This window comes from Marinomonas spartinae (assembly GCF_900089775.1).
Classification (GTDB): Bacteria; Pseudomonadota; Gammaproteobacteria; order Pseudomonadales; family Marinomonadaceae; genus Marinomonas; species Marinomonas spartinae.
On sequence record NZ_FLOB01000007.1, the window covers coordinates 70,807 to 94,007 of the forward strand.

General features: G+C 43.9%; 24 protein-coding genes, 3 tRNA genes and 1 pseudogene. 3 read left to right on the top strand and 25 right to left on the bottom strand.

The window, feature by feature from the left end; all coding sequences use genetic code 11:
* Positions 1-14 precede the first annotated feature (14 nt).
* The gene (locus MSP8886_RS14515; protein ID WP_067017698.1) at positions 15-416 is read left to right on the top strand and encodes an acyl-CoA thioesterase; all 402 of its coding nucleotides are present in this window, start codon (positions 15-17) and stop codon (positions 414-416) included.
* A 23-nt stretch (positions 417-439) separates the two neighbouring features.
* On the opposite strand, the gene MSP8886_RS14520 is transcribed toward MSP8886_RS14515, so the two are convergent.
* The 4 genes from MSP8886_RS14520 to MSP8886_RS14535 form a co-directional block, all read right to left on the bottom strand.
* Positions 440-1,180 (bottom strand): CLCA_X family protein, encoded by a 741-nt coding sequence (locus MSP8886_RS14520; protein ID WP_067017700.1) that lies wholly within the window; start codon positions 1,178-1,180, stop codon positions 440-442.
* 89 nt (positions 1,181-1,269) lie between these two features.
* Positions 1,270-2,214 carry an IS1595 family transposase gene (locus tag MSP8886_RS14525; RefSeq protein ID WP_067017702.1) on the bottom strand — a complete coding sequence of 315 codons (945 nt, stop codon included), beginning with the start codon at positions 2,212-2,214 and terminating at the stop codon, positions 1,270-1,272.
* 155 nt (positions 2,215-2,369) lie between these two features.
* The gene (locus MSP8886_RS14530; protein WP_067017704.1) at positions 2,370-2,870 is read right to left on the bottom strand and encodes a DedA family protein; all 501 of its coding nucleotides are present in this window, start codon (positions 2,868-2,870) and stop codon (positions 2,370-2,372) included.
* Positions 2,871-2,873: 3 nt separating this feature from the next.
* Positions 2,874-3,605, bottom strand: coding sequence for a glycosyltransferase family 2 protein (locus MSP8886_RS14535; protein WP_067017949.1), 732 nt, complete (start codon positions 3,603-3,605; stop codon positions 2,874-2,876).
* Positions 3,606-3,906: 301 nt separating this feature from the next.
* Here MSP8886_RS14535 and MSP8886_RS22675 point away from each other — a divergent pair, with 301 nt between their 5' ends.
* Positions 3,907-4,029, top strand: coding sequence for a hypothetical protein (locus MSP8886_RS22675; protein WP_281197850.1), 123 nt, complete (start codon positions 3,907-3,909; stop codon positions 4,027-4,029).
* A gap of 151 nt (positions 4,030-4,180) precedes the next feature.
* Positions 4,181-4,549: a methionine-R-sulfoxide reductase gene (locus tag MSP8886_RS14540; RefSeq protein ID WP_067017707.1), complete on the top strand. Its 369-nt coding sequence runs from the start codon at positions 4,181-4,183 to the stop codon at positions 4,547-4,549.
* 289 nt (positions 4,550-4,838) lie between these two features.
* Here MSP8886_RS14540 and MSP8886_RS14545 read toward each other — a convergent pair whose 3' ends face one another.
* The 21 genes and pseudogenes from MSP8886_RS14545 to ruvC form a co-directional block, all read right to left on the bottom strand.
* Positions 4,839-5,156, bottom strand: a complete 318-nt coding sequence (locus MSP8886_RS14545) for a hypothetical protein (protein ID WP_067017709.1) — start codon at positions 5,154-5,156, stop codon at positions 4,839-4,841.
* 93 nt (positions 5,157-5,249) lie between these two features.
* On the bottom strand, positions 5,250-6,449 hold the full coding sequence (locus tag MSP8886_RS14550) for a restriction endonuclease subunit S (protein WP_067017711.1): 1,200 nt from the start codon (positions 6,447-6,449) through the stop codon (positions 5,250-5,252).
* Positions 6,446-8,083, bottom strand: a complete 1,638-nt coding sequence (locus tag MSP8886_RS14555) for a type I restriction-modification system subunit M (RefSeq protein ID WP_067017713.1) — start codon at positions 8,081-8,083, stop codon at positions 6,446-6,448. Before MSP8886_RS14555 ends, MSP8886_RS14550 begins: the two co-directional genes overlap by 4 nt.
* Positions 8,084-8,107: 24 nt before the next feature.
* Positions 8,108-9,160, bottom strand: coding sequence for a PDDEXK nuclease domain-containing protein (locus tag MSP8886_RS14560; RefSeq protein ID WP_067017715.1), 1,053 nt, complete (start codon positions 9,158-9,160; stop codon positions 8,108-8,110).
* Complete coding sequence (locus MSP8886_RS14565; protein WP_067017951.1) at positions 9,144-12,527, bottom strand: DEAD/DEAH box helicase family protein; 3,384 nt, start codon at positions 12,525-12,527, stop codon at positions 9,144-9,146. Before MSP8886_RS14565 ends, MSP8886_RS14560 begins: the two co-directional genes overlap by 17 nt.
* A gap of 49 nt (positions 12,528-12,576) precedes the next feature.
* The gene (locus tag MSP8886_RS14570) at positions 12,577-12,789 is read right to left on the bottom strand and encodes a helix-turn-helix domain-containing protein (RefSeq protein ID WP_067017717.1); all 213 of its coding nucleotides are present in this window, start codon (positions 12,787-12,789) and stop codon (positions 12,577-12,579) included.
* A 78-nt stretch (positions 12,790-12,867) separates the two neighbouring features.
* Positions 12,868-12,999 (bottom strand): annotated as a pseudogene (locus MSP8886_RS22810) (hypothetical protein); the annotation flags it as partial.
* 628 nt (positions 13,000-13,627) lie between these two features.
* Positions 13,628-13,715: transfer RNA gene (locus tag MSP8886_RS14575), tRNA-Ser, on the bottom strand.
* A gap of 103 nt (positions 13,716-13,818) precedes the next feature.
* Positions 13,819-14,385 carry a nitroreductase family protein gene (locus MSP8886_RS14580; protein WP_067017719.1) on the bottom strand — a complete coding sequence of 189 codons (567 nt, stop codon included), beginning with the start codon at positions 14,383-14,385 and terminating at the stop codon, positions 13,819-13,821.
* Positions 14,386-14,565: 180 nt separating this feature from the next.
* Positions 14,566-15,612, bottom strand: coding sequence for a quinolinate synthase NadA (gene nadA / locus MSP8886_RS14585; RefSeq protein WP_083200971.1), 1,047 nt, complete (start codon positions 15,610-15,612; stop codon positions 14,566-14,568).
* Positions 15,613-15,652: 40 nt separating this feature from the next.
* A tRNA-Lys gene (locus tag MSP8886_RS14590) sits at positions 15,653-15,728 on the bottom strand.
* Between the two features lie 34 nt (positions 15,729-15,762).
* A tRNA-Lys gene (locus tag MSP8886_RS14595) sits at positions 15,763-15,838 on the bottom strand.
* A 46-nt stretch (positions 15,839-15,884) separates the two neighbouring features.
* Positions 15,885-16,742: a tol-pal system protein YbgF gene (ybgF, locus tag MSP8886_RS14600; protein WP_067017721.1), complete on the bottom strand. Its 858-nt coding sequence runs from the start codon at positions 16,740-16,742 to the stop codon at positions 15,885-15,887.
* A complete protein-coding gene (gene pal, locus MSP8886_RS14605) occupies positions 16,739-17,329 on the bottom strand; it encodes a peptidoglycan-associated lipoprotein Pal (protein ID WP_067017723.1) in 591 nt (196 codons plus the stop codon). Before pal ends, ybgF begins: the two co-directional genes overlap by 4 nt.
* A 21-nt stretch (positions 17,330-17,350) precedes the next feature.
* Positions 17,351-18,652, bottom strand: a complete 1,302-nt coding sequence (tolB, locus tag MSP8886_RS14610) for a Tol-Pal system beta propeller repeat protein TolB (protein WP_139063155.1) — start codon at positions 18,650-18,652, stop codon at positions 17,351-17,353.
* Positions 18,652-19,617 (bottom strand): cell envelope integrity TolA family protein, encoded by a 966-nt coding sequence (locus tag MSP8886_RS14615; RefSeq protein WP_067017727.1) that lies wholly within the window; start codon positions 19,615-19,617, stop codon positions 18,652-18,654. The genes tolB and MSP8886_RS14615 overlap by 1 nt, the downstream gene beginning before the upstream one ends.
* The gene (gene tolR / locus MSP8886_RS14620) at positions 19,617-20,048 is read right to left on the bottom strand and encodes a protein TolR (protein ID WP_217491166.1); all 432 of its coding nucleotides are present in this window, start codon (positions 20,046-20,048) and stop codon (positions 19,617-19,619) included. The genes MSP8886_RS14615 and tolR overlap by 1 nt, the downstream gene beginning before the upstream one ends.
* Positions 20,048-20,728: a protein TolQ gene (gene tolQ, locus MSP8886_RS14625; protein ID WP_067017729.1), complete on the bottom strand. Its 681-nt coding sequence runs from the start codon at positions 20,726-20,728 to the stop codon at positions 20,048-20,050. The genes tolR and tolQ overlap by 1 nt, the downstream gene beginning before the upstream one ends.
* 9 nt (positions 20,729-20,737) lie before the next feature.
* Positions 20,738-21,751 (bottom strand): Holliday junction branch migration DNA helicase RuvB, encoded by a 1,014-nt coding sequence (gene ruvB / locus MSP8886_RS14630; protein ID WP_067017731.1) that lies wholly within the window; start codon positions 21,749-21,751, stop codon positions 20,738-20,740.
* A gap of 5 nt (positions 21,752-21,756) precedes the next feature.
* Positions 21,757-22,356, bottom strand: coding sequence for a Holliday junction branch migration protein RuvA (gene ruvA / locus MSP8886_RS14635; RefSeq protein ID WP_067017733.1), 600 nt, complete (start codon positions 22,354-22,356; stop codon positions 21,757-21,759).
* Positions 22,353-22,910, bottom strand: coding sequence for a crossover junction endodeoxyribonuclease RuvC (gene ruvC / locus MSP8886_RS14640; protein WP_067017735.1), 558 nt, complete (start codon positions 22,908-22,910; stop codon positions 22,353-22,355). Before ruvC ends, ruvA begins: the two co-directional genes overlap by 4 nt.
* Positions 22,911-23,201: the final 291 nt, after the last annotated feature.

Genomic DNA, 23,201 nt, shown 5'->3' on the forward strand with positions numbered 1-23,201 from the left:
ATAGGACAGTTCTAATGGAAACAACTCATTCACAGGATCATACACTCTTTTTTGACGTCAGAGACTATGAATGTGATATGCAAGGCATTGTTAACAATGCGGTTTATCAAAACTATCTGGAACACGCTCGTCATCAATTTATCAAAAGCCGAGGGTTGGACTTTGCCGACATAACTGCACAAGGTATTCATCTTGTGCTCATAAAAGCCGAAACACATTACAAGCGTCCGCTAAAAAGCGGCGATCGCTTTTATGTTACGACAAAGACAGAAAAACTCTCGCGTTTCAAACTTTTGTTTCAACAAAACATTTACCGCGAAGATGACACGCTCATGCTGGAATCGCAAATGACCACCGCTTCTATCAATCCAGAAGGACGCCCTATCGTCTTTGCTGATTTAGACAAACTTCTTTAGAATGCGGCTTCCATAAGTCAACATTAGGTCGCCCCTAGCTCATGGTGTAACGCCCTACCTAATGTAAAAAAGTAGTCCTGAAAAGTGTGGTTAATACGTTGTCGCTGTTCTGCTTTCGGGTACAACCCTAATTTGGCCTCGTCAGAATAGCGGCTGCCTTTGACCAAAAAAGCACTTTTCGGCTGTGCATCCTCAATAAAAGCCTCAAAGGCTCTCGCACACATTTCTTCGGGCTTGGCGTAGTAGAGCACCTTCAGCTTTTCATCCATCAATTGCGAACAACGAAATAACTCACTGGGCTCACTGCCATTTTCACTGAGCATGATCGCTCTAAAACAGTCCGCCAATAATGTATTTAAACGATGCGGGTGAATAACATGATTTTCCAGCCAATGACTGGAAGCAAAATCCATATTTCCAGCCGTCACAAACATCTTCTCGCCAATATAATGATCGAAAGCATGAAACCACTCATGAGCCAAGCTTCCGGCACCCGCATTTTTCGCTAAAGACAACTGCCGCGTAGCAGGCACATAATGCGCAGCGACACCAGGTCGTCCGCCTTTTCCGTATTGCAACCCCAATGTACCACGCAATGAAATAAGCGGTTCTGGGCCTTGCAAAGCTGACATCAAATCGCACAAAGCTTGATAAAAATTCACCGCTGCTCTATCACGCTCCGCTGGCGTGACCCAACGCCCCATTTCTATTCCACGAAAATTGAATTGCCGACGAATGGCGACAAAATTCACACTACCATTCATTACATCCCACACTTTTTAACAAACAAACAACATTACTGTATATAAACAAGGGCTATCCATTTAGAGCAACCAGACACTATATTTAGTGTTTATCTGGTTTTAATGTCCTTATAGGTTAGGGGTTTTGTGGTTACCGATTGCTCAAGTAATCGATAAAACAATAGCCCTCTAGACCGAGATTTTCTTCTGTTAAATCTAAAGGTATATTCATCTAAGTAGTAATCGAGCTGCTTAGATTGAACAGCTCCTTGATAGGTTCCCAATAGCCAGCGCTTTAATAAAGAAGCTACTCTGTGAACCCCTGGCATAGTTTCGTGGGCTGGTATATTTGAACCAAGATGTACGGTCTTTTTTCTTGAATATCCCATGTTATCAACTGAACCATAAATGGCAGATCCGTCAGTGTGAATTCGACTATTCGGCTCAATAACATCTGTTATAAATTGCTCAACGTTGTTTTTTGTTGCTTTATCTACCTGTCTTAATCTAATGCGACCAAACCCTTTTGGTTCTATAAGCTCTATTGCAACCAATACAACAAATTTCTTCTTATCTTGTTGATTTATATCGACTACACCACCAACAAAGGTTTCGTCTACCTCAACAAGTCCAGATAATTTGTCTCTTTCAGGATTGATCATTGCGTAGCGTAATCGGTGTAATATCGCCCAAGCCGTTTGATAGCTGCCAAGTCCGAGTAAGCGCTGAATACCAAGTGCACTTACGCCATTTTTCTGATTGGTGAGGTACCAAATCGCAGCAAACCATTCTTTAAGAGGCGTTCTCGTTTTCTCAAAAATAGTGCCTGCTGTGACAGAAGTTTGTTTTCGACACTGAACACATTTAAGTTTATTTTTTGGAAGAGTATAGGGCACATTATGTACCAAACAATTGGGGCATATGAAGCCATTAGGCCAGCGAAGCGCGTACAGATAATCACGACAAGCTTGCTCATCGTGAAACCAGTCAACAAATTGGCTCCAATTTTTAGGGTAATCAATACCCGCTGTGAGTGAAGAAGATTTTTTGTTCATCACTATATATTGACATTGGTTGCTCTAAATGGATACCCCTTATATAAACACAGTACCAGTATAATCCGATAAAGCCAGTAAGTTAAGATATGGGCGCGTAAGAGATGTAAACGGAGACAGTCGCCCAAAGATCGGCACGAATACGAAGAAATAGATTAATGATGGAACACATCCAAAGCAGAAAACCAAGAAGAATGAATCAGCTGAGAAGAAACGATATACCCCAAAATTATAAACTGCCCTCCTCCAAGCAATAGACCTGCCGTGGACAACACAGTAAAGCGCAACCAACTTACTCGCATATTCCCAGCCAGAAAAGGCATAAACCAAGCGACAGGGCCCAGCACACGAGCAAACAGAATAGCCCAATTCCCTTTCTTATCCATTACTACTCGGCACAAAGCAACCTTACGCCTGAGTTTAGGTCGTAAACGACACAAAAACCGTTGCGCTCTTTGTCCATATCGAAAACCTACCCAATAACTTAACTGATCTCCCAGCCAACCACCAAGTAAGGCCATGAACACAGCAAACACATTATGATGGTAAAGCTGATAACCTGCGGCAAGGTAAAAAGGCTCTCCTGGTACAAAAATATTGATGCCAATAAACGAATCAGCAAAGGTGCCAAGTGCGAGACTTAACTCCTTAATCACGACTTAATTGTTCTCATGGTAGTGACCAAACTTGTACTCAATTTCGTTATTGTACATTTCACCAATAAAAAAGCGTCTGACATTCGCCCGAATGTATAAATACCCCATTTTTAGGACACCATCTTGCTTTAAGCGGCGTGGATCAAACTGAAAGGTCATCGCTAACATTCGAAAGCGCCAAGTCTTACTCGCTCGATTCACATAGTCACAGTCTTCGCATAAGTTAATTCTCTCATTAAAGCCACCTAACTCACGATGAAGACGTTTCGTGGAAAAGATACAAGCACCAACAGCAGTAGGGAAAAAGAACTGAGTCAAATAAATACCGACATTAAACATGCCATAACTTAGCTTCGTAGGTAGCCCTAATCTGCTCGCCCCCATATAAACCCCAGCGATCTCCAATTTGGACTTATCTAACTTTTTAATCGCCTTAGATAAAAAACGCTCATGCAAGCGAACATCGGCATCCAAAAATAAAATACGCTCATACTTCGCCAAGTTCGCCCCCACATTACGACCAAGACTTACCCCTCTTTTCTCCATTTTATGGACTCTGAATTCGTCAAAGCAAGTTTCATACTGGGCAGCGACCAATAGCGTGTCATCGTCACTATTCGAATCGACAACAATAACCTCAAAATCTTTGAATACCTGATTATTCAAATCTTCTAAAAGCTGTCCAATTCGCTTTTGCTCGTTGTAAGTAATAATAATGACACTTAATTTGTTCATCTGTTTTCCTCTCTCATTGCCTATAAAAGGCGTCATATTCACCATGGCTTACCCTCCTGTTTGGCAAAAATAGAGCTTGCTAAACAACACCAGACATATTCACCCTTGATAATAAAGGGCAAAGCTGACGGGAACCTTAACGGTTATAAATTTTGACTCCCAAGCCATAAGAGGTCATACAAGCCCCGATCAACAAACCTCTTTATCAACATGATGTCATCTATCGGTGAAAGAAAGTCGTGATTTTTAGGAAGCAATAAGGCTATTCAGTAACGCACAACAAAAGAACAGGAGATGCTCGGTGAATAACAAAGCCATCAGTAAAACATGTCTATATAACAAACCAATGACAACCTCTCGCCACGAAACGCTATTACCGCGCGATCTACGAAGCCAAGCAGCCCATCGAGTTGGTAGTGTGTAACAAGCTTTACGATGAACCATTCGTCCATACTATTGTCATAATTGTATGAGTGAAGACGTGCCATAATTCGAGCAACAGCGTTTATTTATCACCGACTCGATCCGTGCGTAATTACAAAGCTAAAGAAACGAAGACAAGAAGAGAGAGGCACATGAGCAATCCTTACAACAAACTAACGCCAGAAGAAGCCCGCGTCATTTTAGATAAAGGCACAGAACGCCCTTTTACTGGTGAATATACGGATACCATGGCAGCAGGCTTATACGTTTGCCGCCAGTGCGAAGCGCCACTTTACACCTCAGAGCATAAATTTATTTCCCACTGTGGCTGGCCTAGCTTTGACGATGAGATAGAAGGTGCTGTAGAGCGCATCCCAGATAGAGACGGACGCCGCACCGAAATCGTCTGCGCCAACTGCGGTGGTCACCTTGGACACGTATTTGAAGGGGAAGGACTCACCGCAAAAAACATCCGCCACTGCGTCAACTCCATTTCCATGAAATTTAAAAGCCAAGACTAACTGTCTTGGCTTTTAAACGCTCTATTCCACAAAGCAAAATATCAGGCATAAAAAACCCCGACTAGACGCCAATCTAATCGGGGTTTCTTGATAATGGCGGTAAGCAAATTCCGCTATAGGCTCCAATAAAGTGCATAAAAATACATTAAATCATTATATATCAGCAGCTTAAAAAAACACGTTTCCAATAGAGTCCAGCAGATACACTTAAACCCCACCTATATTGATGTACCTCTCCTTTTACATCCCCTTTAGCGATACAGCACTCGATGTTGGGGGCATCGAGATATCAGACTTTTATAGTACTTAAAAACTTCTGGTTCTGTGCTGCGATACAGTTCGATATTACTGGCTCACACTCGTAGTCTCTTGCAAAAGAACGGTGAAAGTCGCTGTCTCGCTCTAGAAACATAGCGCTTGGCCCATCGCTAAACTGGTCGGCGGTGATGTCGATAATCCAGCCGTCCCATCCAAGCCAAGCGTGTGTTTGGTACTGGCCGTTTACTGTTCTTTCGCCTGCTACATAGCGGACGTTTGCATATCCTTGGCTGATGAAAAAACAACCAAGGATATGACTCGCCGCAGCAACCTGTTGGGAAAGGCTCAAATAGATAGTTTCCTATTGGTTGCTTTGCCAGCTTTTCGAAGTAATTTCGAGCTTGCTGTAAATGCAGTTTTATCTGATCGACTTCAGGCAAAGCTACAGCTGGCCAGAGAATGCTCGTTGACCTAAAGATGAAAAGATAGCCTCACAATTAAATATACTTTCTTTTCGCGTTGTTAATGAGTCTTTATATCTCGTACATACAAGTTCAAATTCCGTTTGAAGTTCTAAATTTGGAACAATAACTTCTAATGATTTCACGTCCTGCTGATTGATACTTGATTGATTCACAGCATCTTTTGCAAGTTTAAGAACTTGATTTTTAACATATGGAGTTTGCAACTGATGGACCAAAAAGCATGGATTGATGATTTTTTCATTGGCCGAAAAGTTCATCATATTTGACTCAAAGACAGTAACTTCTTCCAACCTTTCAACAAAAGCACTTTTCCCCAAGTAATCACGACTATTAACACGGTTGATTAAAATACTTCTATCTTTTAATTGGTACTTTTCGATTTCGTTTTGCCCTAGATTTACGCGTTTTAGTTTTTCCTGTGGTGACAAAACGCCGTTATAAAAACCATCAATCCGAAGTATCCTTATTCCCGATCCATATTCAGTAGAAGGCTTATACAAACCATTTGTAGGACCCGACTCAATCAGACTTCCCAACGACTTAACCTCCCACCCCTTGGGATTGATCACTGGATCACCAAACATGTCCAAAAACACAGAACGCAGAAAGTCGTCGGCGAGGTCGATGGCTTGTTGGCGTTTGCGGCGGATGGCGTCGGCTTTGTCTAGGATAGCCGCGATGCGTTTTTGTTCTTCCAGTGGGGGAAGTGGGATTTCAATTTCTCCCATCACCTTTTTATTAACAAACTTAACAGTTCCACCAGTAAGGTATTGGTCGTAGTATTTGATACTTAGAAGACGATCAAAAAAATACTTTAGATATGAAACATCAATCAATTCTTGCTTTGGTCTGATTAAAAACACATTCCAAGCAAACAGGAAAGTGGAGCCAGTATCTATAATTAATGATTTCCCTATGGAACCAATATTTGCAAAAAGAATATCTCCTTTTTGTGGTACATATTTAGGGCTATATTTTTGAAAGTCCGACTCACTTAAATACTTAACACCATCAAAATCGACACAGTTTTCTTTAAGATGCTTTGATTGAATAATAGGATAGCCACTTTGCGAATATTCTACTTTATCCGCAGCCGTATTAATTCCTTGATGCATTACGTCAACTAAGTTTGATAAAGGCATTACAGGCCATGTCATAGCATCCCCTCCAGCTCTTTTAGGTCAGCCATGATGTCTTTTTCCAGCGCCATGAGTTTGCCAAGGATAACTTTTGGGTCTTCATAGACTTCTTCTTCGTATACGACTTCTTTGTAGCGGTTGATGGAGAGGTCGTATTTGTTGCTGGCGATGTCGGCGGCATCGACCACAAAGGCTTTCTGCGTTTTGTCCTGAAAATATGCTCCTGCATTTTCTGGATTAGCGCATCCCTGCGCGTCATCACCAAACTGCGAAAAATCAAAGTTGCTTTCAACGAGCTGACGATAGGCTTTCCATTTGGAGATGGCGTCAGGCAGGTCGTTAGTGCCTTCGCCTTTTAGTGGCGTGCGTTTATCGTCAAGGGAAAGGCCGTCTGCTTGAAGATCGTAGAACCAAACCCGCTCGGTGGTGCCGCCTTTGGTAAAGAGTAGAATCGCGGTGCTAACACCAGCGTAGGGTTTAAATACGCCGCTGGGTAGGCTGATGATGCCTTCCAGTTGGTTGTTCTCAATTAACTCTTGACGAAGTTGTTGGTGGGCTTTTGAAGAGCCAAATAACACGCCATCTGGCACGATCACGGCGGCACGGCCACCCAATTTGAGAGAGCGTAAAATGTGTGCGACGAACAACAACTCGGTCTTTTTGGTTTTCACCATGCTGAGCAGTTCGGGGTTGGTGTTGGTTTCGTCTAGGCTGCCTTTAAAAGGCGGGTTGGCTAGGATGACGTCAAAGAAGTTTTCTTCCTGCTGCGGGAAGTTCTCACGGATGGATTTGTTCAAAGTGTCTTGGTATAGAATGTTAGAGCCGTTTACCCCGTGTAGCATCATGTTCATGCTAGAGACGCGCAACATGGTGGTATCGAAGTCGAAGCCCCAGAACATGTCGTCACTGATGTGTTCGCGGTAGTTTTCCAGTAGGTCACCAGGGTAATGTTGGTTACCTTCTTCGTCTGTCCAAATATTTTCTGGACTGGTGTGTTTACGATTCAGGTATTCCATGGTGCGTGCTAAAAAGCCCGCTGTACCACAAGACGGATCGCAAATGGTGTCCCATGGTTGCGGATCGATAATTTCAATCATGGCGTCAATAATATGACGCGGTGTGCGGAACTGGCCGTTGATGCCGGCGGTGGTCAGCTTGCTGAGTAAGTATTCGTAGATGTCGCCTTTCACGTCGCTTTGGTTCAGCGGTAAGGAATCCACCATTTCTAGCGCAGCGACCAGCACAGATTCGTTTTTAATTTCGAGATCGGCGTCTTCCATGTAGTCACTAATGTGGCCCATGGCTTTGACTGGGGTATCTTCGCCTACTTGGTCTATGTCGGCCACTTGACCCAGTTTGGAAAAGTAAGGATAGACTTCGTTTTTCAGGTGTTTATGCAGGTCCTTCCCAGATAAGTTTTTGAAGTTTTTCCAACGCAGTAATTGACCTTCTTTGGTGTCCGGAAAAAGACGCACAAAGGCTTTGCCTGTGCGGTTGGCTTTGCGTTCTTCCGCTTCTTCCTGCATGTCGAGCATACGGGCAAACATCAGGTAACTGATCTGTTCAATCACGGTCAAAGGGTTAGTAATCCCCCCTGTCCAGAATTTTTCCCATAGTTTGTCGATGTCGTTACGGATTGGTCCGGTTAGCATAAGGTCTCTCTTGTATATCGTGTTTTAAACTGAAGTCGATTGATACGCCGCGCGCTGCTCTTGAATGCGGAGTATGTGTTCACGCTCGCGCTCTAACTCTCGTTGGAGTTCTTCTTCAGTCGGTAAAGTGGTGGTGTATTTTGAGGCAAACAGTTGTTTGCTCTCGTTGAGTACAGAATATTTGGCAACGGTGTTATTGCGCTCACTACACAAAATCAAACCAATGGTTGGGTTATCATCGTGGGCACGCTTTTGCTCTTCGTACATGCGAACGTACATATCCATTTGCCCCACGTCTTGGTGAGTCAGTTTGTTCATTTTTAAGTCGATCAACAGAAAGCATTTTAAATGAAAGTTATAAAATACTAAGTCGATGTAGTAATCACCATCTTCGGTACGAATGCGCTGCTGACGCTCGACAAACGCAAAGCCTTTGCCTAACTCCAATAGGAATTTTTGCAAGTTGTTGATGATGCCCTCTTCTAAGTCGCTTTCCTGATACGTTTTGTCCTGAAGATTCAAAAAATCGAGAATATACGGATCACGCAGATAATCTTGCGGCGAGTCTCCTAGCGGCGCTGTTTTATTAGCCGCTTCTTGCGTGAGTAATTGTTTATCTTTACTCGCTAACAAGCGCTCGTAATATAACACACCAATTTGGCGTTCTAGTGCTCGAACGCTCCAACTTTGTGAGACGGCCTCTTGGGCATACCATGTGCGAGCAGCGCTATTTTCAACACGTGCCAGTACATTGTAATGTGACCAACTCAATTCGAGAGACAGTGTCTCTCGAATTGGAAAAGCGAGATACATGCGGCGCATATTGCGCAAATTGGTCGTGTCGAAGCCTTTGCCAAACTCATCCGTTAGTCGTTTGGAAAGCTGTTGCAACTGTTGCTTACCGTATTCAGCACGCACTTGTCCTTGTTGCTCTTGCTCAACGATCAAACGCCCTATTTCCCAATACGCCATCACCATTTGATGATTAATGGTTTTTTTAACCTGCTGGCGTGCTTGATCGAGCACACTTTTAATTTGCGCAAACAGTGCGTCGTTTTGGTTAGTTATTGGCCCCATATTGAACATCCTGTTTGATAAAGGGTTTAAGTACAGAAACTAGATCTTTAACATCTGCTTCTTTAAATACACCATCAACACCATTTGGGCTGACACTCGTAAAAGGCGCTTCATATAGTTTGGCAATGTCGATAAAACCATAGTTGGTGATATAAGTTTTGAGTAGGTCCATGAATCTCACTTGTTGGGAAGTCAGATTCGGGTGACGATGCACAAAGTCGGTGAAGTGCTCACTGACTTTCTCTGGCTCTAGCCCTACCAATTCTTGCAAGGTGATATGCAGTTGATCGGCAGTCCGGCCATAAAATTCGTTCAGGGCATCCAAACTCACTGTGGGGTGCGTGGTTAAGATGGTTGATGTTAGATTTTTTAGGTCGTCTTCCGAAACCGCCTCATGGGCTTTGATTTTTTGCAGTATCGGGTTCGTCGCAACTAAGTTGTCTAGCAGCTCTTTGGCTCGTCGGCGATAAACGCTCACTTCATCTCTGTTATAAAGTTTATGCTCACGTACTTCTGTGACAACCTTGCCATCTTGAGTACGAGTTTTCAGTGGGTCATAACTGCCACTGGTATCACTCTGACGGAACTTCATAATACTGCGTAGCTGAGTTCGAGCGTTTTCTAGCTTAGTTATACTAGGGGCTTGCCAGAACTCAGCACTGTTTACTTCGTCGATGATAGCTTGCTTTTGGCGAACCGCTTGAATGTTAACCGCTAAGGTAGATATTTGCTCGATTAAGGTGTCTCGTCCATCTTCAAAGCTTGCTGACTGTTCAATAAAGCTGGTTTCCACGACAGCCATTAAACGATCCAATTGTGTTGCATGCTTACCTTTCAGTGGACGAACCGCCATCAGTGGCGCCACCGTTTCAGATAACAAATGCTGCGTTGTTGCATTCAGCGTTTGTAAGCTATCGGTTTGCAGAAGTGTATCGACTTGTCGCAACACTTTACGAACGGCCACACTGTCTTTTGGTAAATCAGCAATATCCGCTTTGATTAATTCAATGGCGGTATCGAAGCCTTCTCGGTGGTTATGTTTAAGGGCCTGAATCGCTAGATTTACACGAGCCTCAAAGCAGGTTTGCAGTAACGGCTTGCCACCCACATCTTGAGGTTCTTTGTACTCTTGTTCGAAAAATTCAAAATTACCGTAGTGATCGAAAATTAAAAACTCTGTTTTATCTTTGCCTTTACCAAACAAGTTTTTGCATAAGCGCGTTCCACGGCCAATCATCTGCCAGAATTTGACCGACGATTTAACCGTTTTCGCAAAGACGAGGTTCACCACTTCTGGCACGTCAATACCTGTGTCCAACATATCCACCGAGATCGCGATACGGAATTCGTTGTCGCCTTTTTTAAATTCTTTGATCAAGCTCTCTACATGGGACACTTTGTTATGAATGACTTTACAAACTTTGTTGCCATATTGTGGGTAGAGCTTGCAGAAGAGTTTTTCTAAATGCTCTGCATGTTTTTGGTTATTCGCAAAAACAATCGTTTTACCTACTAGCGAGTTGGTTTCATCCTTAATGCCATAATTCATCAAGTTTTCAAGAATCTCTTGGTCGGTTTTTTCACTAAAAATTTTACGCCCGATGTCTTTGCCTTGATAGCTAGCATTTTGCGCTTCTTCAAAGCCAAGATCGTCTTCTAACTGGCGTTTTTGATCATCGGTTAGGTCGTTGTAATGAATACCATCACGAAGAAACTCTGTGGTGACGTCTTTGACTTTAAAATCCACTAAATAAGGTGGCTCATGCTCGATGGCTTCTTTTAAGCCAAATTGATACGTCGGGTCCGTGGTTTCACAGCCAAACATATCAAAGGTATTACGGCTGATAAATTTGACTGGTGTGGCGGTCAAGCCCACCTGTAATGCATCAAAATAATCAAATATATCGCGGTAACGATTATAAATACTACGATGACTTTCATCGGCAATGATCAGATCAAAGAAGCCTACATCCAGCTGAGCAAAGCGGTTCATCATGCCGGGATAAGTGGACACGTAGATACGTGCATTTTCGTCAATCTTATTGGTTTCACCAATTTCACAGCGAGGCTCACTGGGTAAATTGGTTTTAAAGGCTTCACTCGCTTGGGTACGCAGCTCTTTGCGGTCACAAAGAAACAACACGCGCTTTGCCCAGCCAGCGTTTAGCATGAGATCTGCAAGCGCAATGGAAACACGGGTTTTACCTGTGCCCGTTGCCTGGATAATCAAGGCTTTACGACGCTGTTCTTGGAAAGTATGGGCAACCGATTTGATGGCATTGATTTGATACAGACGATCGGCAATGTTTAAGTTTGGATTGTTTTGTTCAAGTTGGTTATCACGGTACTGGCGTTGGTAAATGAGATAATCCAGACTGTCTTTACTGTAAAAACCATAAACAATTCGCGGTGCATTGTATTGTGCGTCGTCCCAAATAAAAGTCTCGTAGCCATTAGTGTAGAAAATCACTGGGCGCTGGCCAAACTGCCTTTCAAGCGAGTCAGCATAGAGCCGAGCTTGTTCTCGCCCCGCTTGATCTGAGCTATTGCTAGAACGTTTCGCTTCGACGACGGCGAGAGGTTTGCCATCGCTGCCCCACAACACATAATCTACATAGCCTTTACCAGAAGGGTTGTTCGGAAAAGCTACCTCGACTTCAATGCCGACTTGTTCTGAGTCTGACACATTCCAGCCAGCTTGCACCAGCATGGAATCAATTAAAAGCTCACGGGTTTTCGCTTCGCTCCATTGCAAGCTATCCGCAAGGGCTTGGCTTTCTTGCTTGCGTTTAAGTTGATCTGGATAAGCAGGCGCATCTAGGTGCTTAAGATTCTTAGTGCGCTCTTTTTCAATCTGTTCAAGCTGCTCGTCATTGAGCTTTTTCTGATTATCTAATTCTTCTTTGTATTTATTGATGGATCCAGACAAGGCAATGGCATTCGCACGATTGTCTTTTATATCAACAAACGCTGGGATGGTTGCCTTTTTCTTCATGTAGTATTTGATGGCAAGGTAGCAGGCGAGCTGATGGGCTATCCCCAATGCCATTAGAGCGGTTCGTAAATCCCCTTCCCCGCCATGTGCCGTTTCATTGCCTCGGGTACGTAGATAATTCAACTGATGAACAAGAGGTTTTGTCACACAGTTTTGGAACACAGTGTCACGTACCATGGTGTTCAAGGTTGATTCGGGTAAACGAGGCAGGCGCTCTTCTTTATAAATGGCCTTGGTCAGCTCCTCCGCAAAAGCGCGAAGACGTGTCAGTGCGCTGCCAGGGTCTATAAACAACACGGCTTCAGCCAAACCCGCAAGGTTTGCTAAGGTTTCGTTTTCAGGACGAAGAAACTCAAAATTTTGTGATTTCATAAATAATATTGTTTTCATACTCGTGCTATAGCGAAAGCTGTTCCAACTTCTATTTCACGTCGTATTTATCCATCCAGTTGGTTAGTGTTTGGTAGTTTTTAAGTCCTAATAACTCAGCCGCTTTGGACTTGCTGCCATTGGCATGCGCTAATGCTTTCGGAATATACTGCCTTACCAAATCAGAAATAATATTTTGAATATCAATACCTTGTGAAACATCTCTATCTAACAAACTGGTATTATTATGAGGTCTAACAAACAAGGCTTGTTTGATGTCTTCAGCCGATATTGCGTCTTCGCTACTCCATAGAGAATCCCGTAATAAAGTTGAACGTAATTCTCAAATATTACCCGGCCACTGTAGTGAAAGGATAATATTTTTTGCGTTTGTAGGAATTTTTTTATTTGTTAGGGCGACATCTTGCTCACCAAACTCATCTAAAAAAAGCGTTCCGCCATTAGCTTGTTGGAAATACCCTTGTCGACCAGCTTATGCGTCCGTAAAAGCGCCTTTTTGTGACAGTTGAAGCAGTAGTCCTTAAATCTGTTTCGCCAATCCATGAAAAAATACTTTTTCCACCACAAATACATCCCTAACAAAAACAACTAGTTACTGACTGTAAAGACTACTACAACTTTTCTAACAGCACATTAATAGATATAACTAATTTGGGCAATCCATACCTTTAGACCTAGCAACATCAGTTTTGCCCTTCTTTTTCGATCATTTCTCACCTAAGTTAGCGAGCTAAACGTACACAGTTTTTGTACCACAGCCTTATAGTATGTGTATTTTCACTAGATTACTGGTCTATAAATGCATAAATTCACAACACATTGTATATAGTGCGTTCGATTCATATTAGTAGACAAGGAACGTTTTATGGGTAAGCCCGCTGCGCGGTTAGGGGACATGCACGTACGCCCTAAAGTCGAGCCAGGCCTTGTGCCTCACGTAGGCGGTCCCATTGCTGGAGGGTCTCCAAATGTTTTCAAATGCGGCAGGCGATGAAAACTAATCTGCTTATTTTGGCTTTAAGCAGCAAGCTGATAATAAAAAACCCCGACTAGACGCTAATCTAATCGGGGTTTCTTTATAATGGCGGTGAGCAAGAGATTCGAACTCTTGATGCCTTTCGACATACACGCTTTCCAGGCGTGCTCCTTCGGCCACTCGGACAGCTCACCAAAACTTGTTAAATCTCGCCCTGCGTAATTTGTGCGCGTATCTTAATGGTGAAGTTATTGAATTGCAACTCTTTTTTATAAAAAGTCCCGTTGCAAGGATAATTTATTCTGTCACCCATTCTAGACGTGAGGCAAAGTCTGTCTCTTCAGGAATCTTCGGTGTTGAAGTGGGTGTTCCAACGTAGATTAGGCCCACAATTTGATCAGTCTCTTGTAAGTTGAGCAGGTCTTTGGTTTTTTGCGTGAAGCAGGCAGGGCCACTTCGCCACATAGCGCCATAACCTAAGGCATTTAGGCCAAGTATGGCTTGTTGAGCCGCCGCTGATGTCGCCATAATTTGCTCTATTGCTGGCACTTTAGGATGTTGCTCGATATGGGCATAAACCAGAAGAATCGCGGGGGCACGATGAGCTTTTTTTACAAAAGCCGCTTCTTTCTCTTCGGTTAAATCATGCACTTCACTTTTGGCGTGCTGCCAGTAGACCTGCCCTAGCTTGTCCAGCCCTGCTCCTTCGTAAATACGAAAACGCCATGGTTTGATTCCACCGTGATCAGGGGCACGGCAGGCAGCATCTAATATTGTCTCCCACTCGGCTTTACTTGGTGCGGGGGCTTCCAAGCCAGGCTGAGACACGCGATTTCTCATAAAAGTAATAATGTTGTTCGTCATAAGCTGTGGTATTCCAACTAAAAGTACATTCAACGTTCGTAAGCACAATTTCTTAATGATAATGAATATCATATAAGTGCTTTTTAGGTCTAGCGCTATTTAACAAAGCCGTATAAACAAAAAAGCCAAGTAACAAGACTTGGCTTTTTAGATGGTAGAGTCACTCGATAACGGCTGCTACTATTTCACTTGAAAATCGAGCATTCTCTGCAATGGAATCAAGGCCTTAACACGCGTTTCTTCATCCACATGAATTTCCCCTGTTCCGTCTCTCAGGGCATCTCGCAGCATCTCAAGAGAGTTTAATGCCATCCAAGGACAGTGCGCACAGCTACGACAAGTCGCTCCAGAGCCGCCAGTAGGCGCTTCAACAAAACGCTTCTCAGGAGATGCCTGTTTCATTTTATAGAAAATGCCACGATCCGTTGCCACAATGAAGGTATCATTAGTCATGGACTTAGAAGCATTGAGCAGTTGTGAGGTTGAGCCAACCACATCGGCAATTTCAACGACGGACTCAGGTGATTCTGGGTGAACGAGCACAGCGGCATCCGGATAAACCGCTTTAAGGTCTACAATTCCTTTGGCTTTAAATTCTTCATGAACAATACACGCACCATCCCACAGGATCATGTCGGCACCGGTTTCACGCTGAATGTAACCACCAAGATGTTGGTCTGGTGCCCAAATGATTTTTTCACCCTGCTCTGTTAGGTACTCAACTACATCCAATGCAATGCTTGATGTTACAACCCAATCGGCACGTGCTTTGACGGCCGCTGATGTATTGGCATACACCACAACAGTCCGATCAGGGTGCTGATCACAAAAAGCGGAAAATTCCTCGATAGGACAACCAATATCCAAAGAACAAGTAGCTTCCAGTGTTGGCATTAAGACAGTTTTTTCTGGGCTGAGGATTTTTGACGTTTCGCCCATAAATTTGACACCCGCAACAACCAAGGTATCCGCAGGGTGATTTGCTCCAAAGCGCGCCATCTCAAGAGAGTCAGCGATAACACCACCTGTTTCTTCTGCCAATTCTTGTATCGCATCGTCTGTATAATAGTGAGCAACCAAGACAGCATTTTTTGCTTTTAGCAGGGATTTGATTTCTGCGCGGATTTGCTCATTGTCTACAGATGACATTTTGAGCGTATTTTCAGCAGCAGAGAGGTGCTGTTGGACGGTGGCACGCAAAGCAACTTTATCAAGAAGTTCAGTCATACAACACCTCTTCAGGTAGGTACGTAAGAGCGTGTGATTCTGGTGGGTCGTACTGGATTCGAACCAGTGACCAATTGATTAAAAGTCAACTGCTCTACCAACTGAGCTAACGACCCGTAAATCACATAAGGTATATTATAAAAAGAAAGTTGGTGGGTCGTACTGGATTCGAACCAGTGACCAATTGATTAAAAGTCAACTGCTCTACCAACTGAGCTAACGACCCAACGGGTTGCGTATAATACAGAGCCCGTTGAGGATTGCAAGCTATTTTAGTTTAGCTTCGTCAGATAGCTTTTTGATAGCTTTGCCGCTTTGCTATCAGGAAAACGTCGAATCACTTCCTGTAAATAGGATTTTGATTTGTCGGTATTACCTAACTGATCATTAACAATACCTAACTTATAGAGAGCATCTGGCACTTTGTTATGGCCAGGAAATTTTTTTATGACGATATTAAACTGGTTAATCGCTTCTTTTGGTTTACCCAAAACAAGTTTTAATTCACCAAGCCAATAATGTCCATTCCCTGTCAGCTGGTTATCAGGAAAGTCTTTTACAAACTCAGTGAAAGACACCTCTGCTGTTTCAAACTGCCGTTCTCTAATCAGTTGATACGCATTGTTATAGGCTTGCCTAGCTTCAGGGGTAACTGGCTTAAGAGCAATCGGAGCAAGCTTAACATCGGATGCCGATGCACCATTCGCCTGCGCCCCCATATCAGAGATATTTGTCGGCTCGTTATCAGTCTTTGACGTTGATGGCGCATTACTAGGAGTAGCCGCTGGCATTGCAGACGGAGCTGCTGTTGGCACAGAACCAGGTGTCGCGGCTGGAGCAGCCGGTGCCTGTTGCTGAGCTAATTTTGCCATAAGCATAGAAACACGCTGGTCAAGATCTACATAACGATCACGCTGCTGCGACTTCATTTGATCAATTTGGTGTTGTTGATCCTCAAGTTTACCTGTAAGGGTTCTTACTTGACTCTGAAGCTGGTCGAGCTGAGTTAACAGCTGTGTTGCTGCGCTCACTGACAAATTCGTTTGATTCTGACCCTCAGCCATTGCAAGTGGTGCTGCTAAAAGCAGCACCACCGCAAAGGAGCGAAAAGTAAAACTATTCACGATCATTTTTCGTAACGAATTTCAACTCGGCGGTTTAGCTGCCAAGATTTTTCGTCATGACCGAAAGCAACGGGCACTTCTTCACCAAAGCTGACTGTTTCAATTTGAGAAGCAGGTACGCCTTGGATGGTTAGATAACGAGCTACCGCTTTAGCACGACGCTCACCCAGCGCCATGTTGTACTCGCGAGTACCACGTTCATCAGTGTTACCTTCTAAAACGGCATGTACATTTGGATTATCAATCAAATACTGAGCATGTTTTGCAAGTGCTTCACGCGCAGCAGGACGTACAATAGATTTGTCGAAATCGAAGTAAAAAACAGTGGGTACGCCATCAAGCATGGCTTTGCTGTTTTTCGCTTTGTCTTGTTGATTATCGACAACACTCGTCACTGAGTTATCTTGGTTTGCACCGTAGGTAGCACTTTTATCCGTATCCGCGGGAGCGGCTTGTTCAGTGGTCGCAGAACCTTCGTTTGTTGCAGTGGTTGCTGTAGACGCATCTGTATTTGCACCAGTCGTACTACAACCAGCAAGCCATGCTGCAGACAAACCAACTACTGCAAACTTTCCAAGTTTGTTTACACTCATTATTCACTCCTTCCAGTTATTTTAATTGAAGTACGGTGACCATGCTGGTTCACGTACATCACCATCAGTTGACGGTACTTTGTATTTAACAAGACCATCAACAGATACGACTGCCAGTATTTCTTTACCATGTTCGGTAGTTGCATACATTACCATAGTACCATTAGGCGATATGGTTGGCGATTCATCTAAGTCAGTATGTGTCAGTATTTTAACACGCCCTGTCTTAAGATCCTGTAACGCTATATGGTAATCACCATTGAGTTTTTCAATACAGACGAGGAAACGACCGTCTGGTGTTAAACGTGCTCGGTAATTACTGTCTCCTTCAAAGGTAATGCGTTCAACTTTTTTAGTCTTAATATCTAGGCGATAAATTTGCGGATTGCCACCTCTATCCGACGTAAAATAAATTGTCTTACCTTTCGGCCCCCAAGCAGGCTCAGTATCAATGGCGTAATTATTGGTCATACGCTCTAGTTTTTGCGTTGCTAAATCTAAGGTATAGATTTCAGCATTGCCATCTTTCGATAGCACTAAAGCCAATTTTTTACCGTCCGGAGACCAAGCAGGAGAGCCATTCAAACCTTTAAAACTCATTATCTGCTTTCTTTTCCCCGTCGCTAACTCTTGAATAAAGATCCTGGGGCGCATGTTCTTAAACATAACATAAGCAATATCACGTCCATTGCGACTCCATGCAGGTGACAGGATAGGCTCATTGGATTCGACAATAACTTGTGGACGATGGCCATCGGCATCCGCTACTTGTAACTTATAGAGAGGATGATGAGTACGATCATGCTGCTCCGTCACGTAGAGGATACGAGTGCTAAAGTCTCCGCGAATCCCAGTTAATTTCTTAAAGACCGCATCACTAATATAGTGTGCCGCATCGCGCAGGTGATTTTTCGTCACATCAATGGTGGTGTAATCATCCGCAGGCTTTTGCGTCAGTACGTTGAGTAGCTGGAAGCCGACACGATAGCGATCACCTTTAATTTTTTTAATAGAACCAATTAAGACATAATCCGCTTTTAATAAACGCCAATCTCGATAGTAAACATCCGACAATTTGCTGGGCTGGCTCAACATGCTAGAGCGAGGAATCGCCTTGAATAAACCGCTTCTCACTAAGTCGTCCTGAACGATTTGAGCGACGTCTTGTGGCAACGGATTTGTGCCATTATAGCCAAACGGAACAACGGCAATTGGCAAAAGTTTATCCGCCCCACTTGTCACTTCAATAACAAGCTGAGCCCTAGCAACGCTCGTAAAGAGCAAGCACGTAAATAATACTAAGCACCATTTTCTTAACATCATTAGTTTCTTAAGTCCTGTGGATTAAAAATGATCACAACGTTACGAAAGTTTCTCTCAAATACATAAGGATCCACTTTCGACAACTCTCGAATAACACCCATGTTTCTAGCCGCATTCACTGCGCGCTGATCAAACAAGGCATCCCCACTACTTTCAACGACTTGTACATTTTGCACCTCACCCGTCGGTAAGAAAGAAATTTGAAGTTTTGTCTTCATATTATTACGCGCGTTGGGCGGTCTTATCCAAGCTTGCGCAATACGATTATTAATTAAGCCACTAATAGACTGGACCAACTTAGCTTCTTGGGCGGCTTTCTTTTCCGCCTCAGCCTTAGCTTTTGCCTGCCTTGCCGCCTCTTTGGCTAAACGCTCTTGCTCTGCTTTTCGGGCAATCTCTTGTTTTTGGCGCTCAAGTTCTTTTTGACGTTTCGCCTCTTCTGCAGCTTGAGCTTTTTTCTTCGCTTCTTCTTGACGCTTTTTCTCTTCCGCAGCTTTCTGAGCGGCTTTTTCTTTCGCCCTTTGATCCGCTAACTGTTTCTGCCTAGCAATCTCTTGCTCTTTTTTCTTTTTCGCTGCAGCCGCTTCCTCTTTGGCTTTTGCTGCCGCCTCGGCTTTACGGATTGCCTGTTCTTGTGCTTTTTTGGCTTGAGCTAACTGTTTTTTCTGAGCTTCAAATGCTTTTCGCTCCGCTAGCTCTTTTGCTTTTTTCTTAGCGGCTAATTCTTTCTGTTTAGCTATCTCAGCCTGCTGCTGGGCTTCTTTTTTCTTTTCCGCTTCTCGCTTACCAATAATCGTCTTAGAAATATCGACCACAGTGGCATGCACAATAGGCGGACGCTTTGGCGCTGGCAACGAGTCATCACTAAAGTTAATCGTCACCACACCTATTAAAAGAATAGCCAGATGCAAGCCAACCGCCAGCACGATTGGTACACCGTATCCGTCTTTCTTAAAAAAACTCATCAAGTATTATCCGGATCCGTTACAAGACCAACATTCGGGACACCCGCACCCTGTAGGGCGACCATTAATCCAATAACCGCGCCATAGGAAACATTTTTATCCCCTCGAACCATCACAGGCGTACCTGGATTTTGGCTAAGCACCTTTCGCACGCGAGCTTTAAGCGCATCAAGCGTTATGGATTGTTGCTTACCGCCGACATCCAAATAAAACTGACCTTTGCTGTCCACGGAGGCAATCAAAACGTCTTTTGAATCCTCTTGAATGGCTGCGGCACTTGCCTTAGGTAATTCAACATCAACCCCTTGGGTAATCATAGGCGCTGTAATCATAAAAATGACTAGCAACACCAACATGACGTCAATGTATGGGACAACGTTAATTTCCGCCATTGGACGACGGCGCTTTTGTCTTCTGTTGGAGCGAGCCACTATGCTACGCCTCCCTCTCTCACATGAAGTTTACGATGCAAGATACTGCTAAATTCATCAGAAAAATTATCGTAACCTGCGGCTAGAGACTCAGAGGCAGCTGAAAAACGGTTATAGGCAATAACCGCTGGAATCGCCGCGAATAGACCAATTGCGGTCGCGATCAACGCCTCAGCAATACCCGGCGCGACCGTAGCAAGGGTCGCCTGCTGCACATCCGCCAAGCCAATAAATGAATGCATAATCCCCCAAACGGTTCCAAATAAGCCGACATAAGGACTGGTTGAGCCAACCGTTGCTAAAAAGCCTAGGTGCTTATCTAATTTTTCTTCTTCACGGTACAAAGCCACACGCATCGAACGCTGCACACCTTCCATCACTGCATCAGGGTCAACATGTTGACTTTGACGAAGACGAGTAAACTCTTTAATACCGGCAATAAAGATATTTTCAACCCCTTCAACTCGTCTACCTTCTTGATTGAGCTTTTTATATAACTTACTTAAGTCAATGCCAGACCAAAATTGGTCTTCAAATGCATTACGAACTTTCTTGGCTTGCTTTAGCACAAAAACCCGCTGAAAAATAACCACCCAAGATAAGATAGATGCAACCAGCAAGAGCAACATAACAATTTGCACAACTAAACTGGCACTGGCGACTAACCCCAAAATTGACATTCTTAACCTCTATTTAAAGTCCGACGGTAATTGATAATTAAAATGTTCGTAGGCGCGCTTAGTAACTTGGCGCCCACGTGGTGTTCGTATAACAAAACCTTGTTGTATTAAAAAAGGCTCAATGACATCTTCAATCGTATCTTTATCTTCGCCTAACGCTGCTGACACACTGTCCAAACCAACCGGACGTCCGTCAAACTTTTCAATCATAGTCAATAACATACGTCTATCCAAGTGGTCAAAGCCCTGACTATCAACACTGAGCATATCCAACGCTCGTTGAGCAATTTCTTGCGTCACAACACTTGCACCACTAACCTGCGCAACATCACGAACCCGACGCAACAGCCGATTGGCAATACGTGGCGTACCACGAGAACGCCTTGCCACCTCGAAGCTCCCTGTCTGATCCAAGTCCATACTCATTTTACTGGCTGAGCGAGCTACGATCGTCGTCAATGACTCCACATCATAAAACTCAAGACGTTGCACAATACCAAAACGATCTCGCAATGGTGATGTCAACAACCCTGCCCGTGTAGTAGCTCCGACAAGCGTAAACGGAGGAAGTTCGATTTTTATTGATCGAGCGGCTGGCCCCTCACCAATCATGATATCTAATTGGTAATCTTCCATCGCTGGGTACAATACTTCTTCAATGGCAGGACTGAGTCGATGAATCTCATCAATAAACAGTACGTCCCCTTCGTTCAAGTTCGTCAGCAATGCGGCCAAATCACCCGCCCGCTCCAACACTGGGCCTGAAGTGGTGCGAATTTCCGCCCCCATCTCATTGGCAATGATGTTTGCCAAAGTCGTTTTCCCAAGACCTGGCGGGCCAAAAATCAGCGAGTGATCCAGAGGCTCGTGACGCTGGCGGGCCGCTTGAATAAAAATCTCCATTTGCTCACGCACCACAGGTTGCCCAATATAATCAGACAAGGATTGCGGGCGAATGGCTCGATCAATCTGTCGATCGTTGCCTTTCAGTTCAGCTGAAATAATACGATCTGTTTCTATCATTTATATTACCTTAACATGGCTTTTAGAGCCGCTTTGATAACGTCTTCACTGCTGGCACCATCTACCGGGATGTTGGCTATGGCTTTTGCCGCCTCCTGGGGTTTATAACCAAGTGCAATCAGCGCCGCTTCCGCCTCTTGTCTTGGATCAGCCTGCACTTGTTTGAGCACAGCAGGTGCCGAAAATAAATCCGCTTTCGCCGCTTGGCCTAATTTATCCCTTAACTCAATAATCAAACGCTCGGCCGTTTTTTTACCGACCCCTGGAATGCGAGTCAGTGCCGTCACATCCGATTCTTGTACGTTTGCAATCAACTCTTCGGATGACATGCTCGACAGTACCGCTAAGGCCATTTTCGGCCCTATACCATTTACTTTTATTAGTACGCGAAACAGTGCTCGCTCCGCTTTATCAATAAAACCATATAATGTCTGCGAATCTTCTTTTACTTGAAAATGCGTAAACAAGACAACCTTCTCACCAATCGGAGGCAAGTCATAAATAGTTGTCATTGAGGCACTTATTTCATACCCCACACCCTGAACATCAACCAATAACTCTGGAGGTGTTTTCTCAATCAAGGTGCCAACAATACGTCCGATCACACAGACTTCCTTATATCTAATTCAGACCATCTTTTCGATGTGCGCCCTGCCCGTTTACCTACCCCAAACTCCATGCCACCCGACGTACGGGTATTGGCATGACACAAAGCGATGGCTAAGGCATCAGCCGCATCGGCTTGTGGTGGAGAAGGCAGAGACAAGAGTAATTGTACCATCGCCTGCACTTGGCTTTTATCGGCGTTACCATTTCCTACCACCGACTGCTTCACTCGCCGTGCAGCGTATTCATGTACAAATAGTTCTTGCAAAGAAGCCGCGACAATAGCCGCTCCTCTTGCTTGTCCCAGCTTTAGTGCCGAATTGGCATTTTTTGCTAGGAACACTTCTTCAATCGCAAACTCATTTGGTTTGTGCTCTTCCAACAAGGAACACACACTATTGAAAATATTTTTTAACCTAACGGATAATTCACCGCCTGGTAAACGAATACAGCCGCTAGCCACGTAGCTAGATTTCCCATTGATAACATCGATGATGCCAAATCCGGTGATGCGTGACCCTGGGTCAATTGCTAATATTCTTGTGCTTTTCAAAACCAGACCTATATCAATTTAGCATTGATGTATATTCCAACAGCCCTTTACAAAGTATGCAATCTATAAATTTAAAAAAACGTCTTTACACTGTTAGTTTTACGGATATTTTTCAATATCTTAGCACTAGTAAAGGTTAAAATAACAAGCTTTTACCCACGTGCAGAGACAAGAGCGCTTGCTCATGACTTCCCTAACATCATGCCTTATCACCAAACGCTAACTTGGTAAGAGTACACGAATATTTGATCTCTAAACATACAAGAACAAAAAAAACCTCTGGCAACCAAG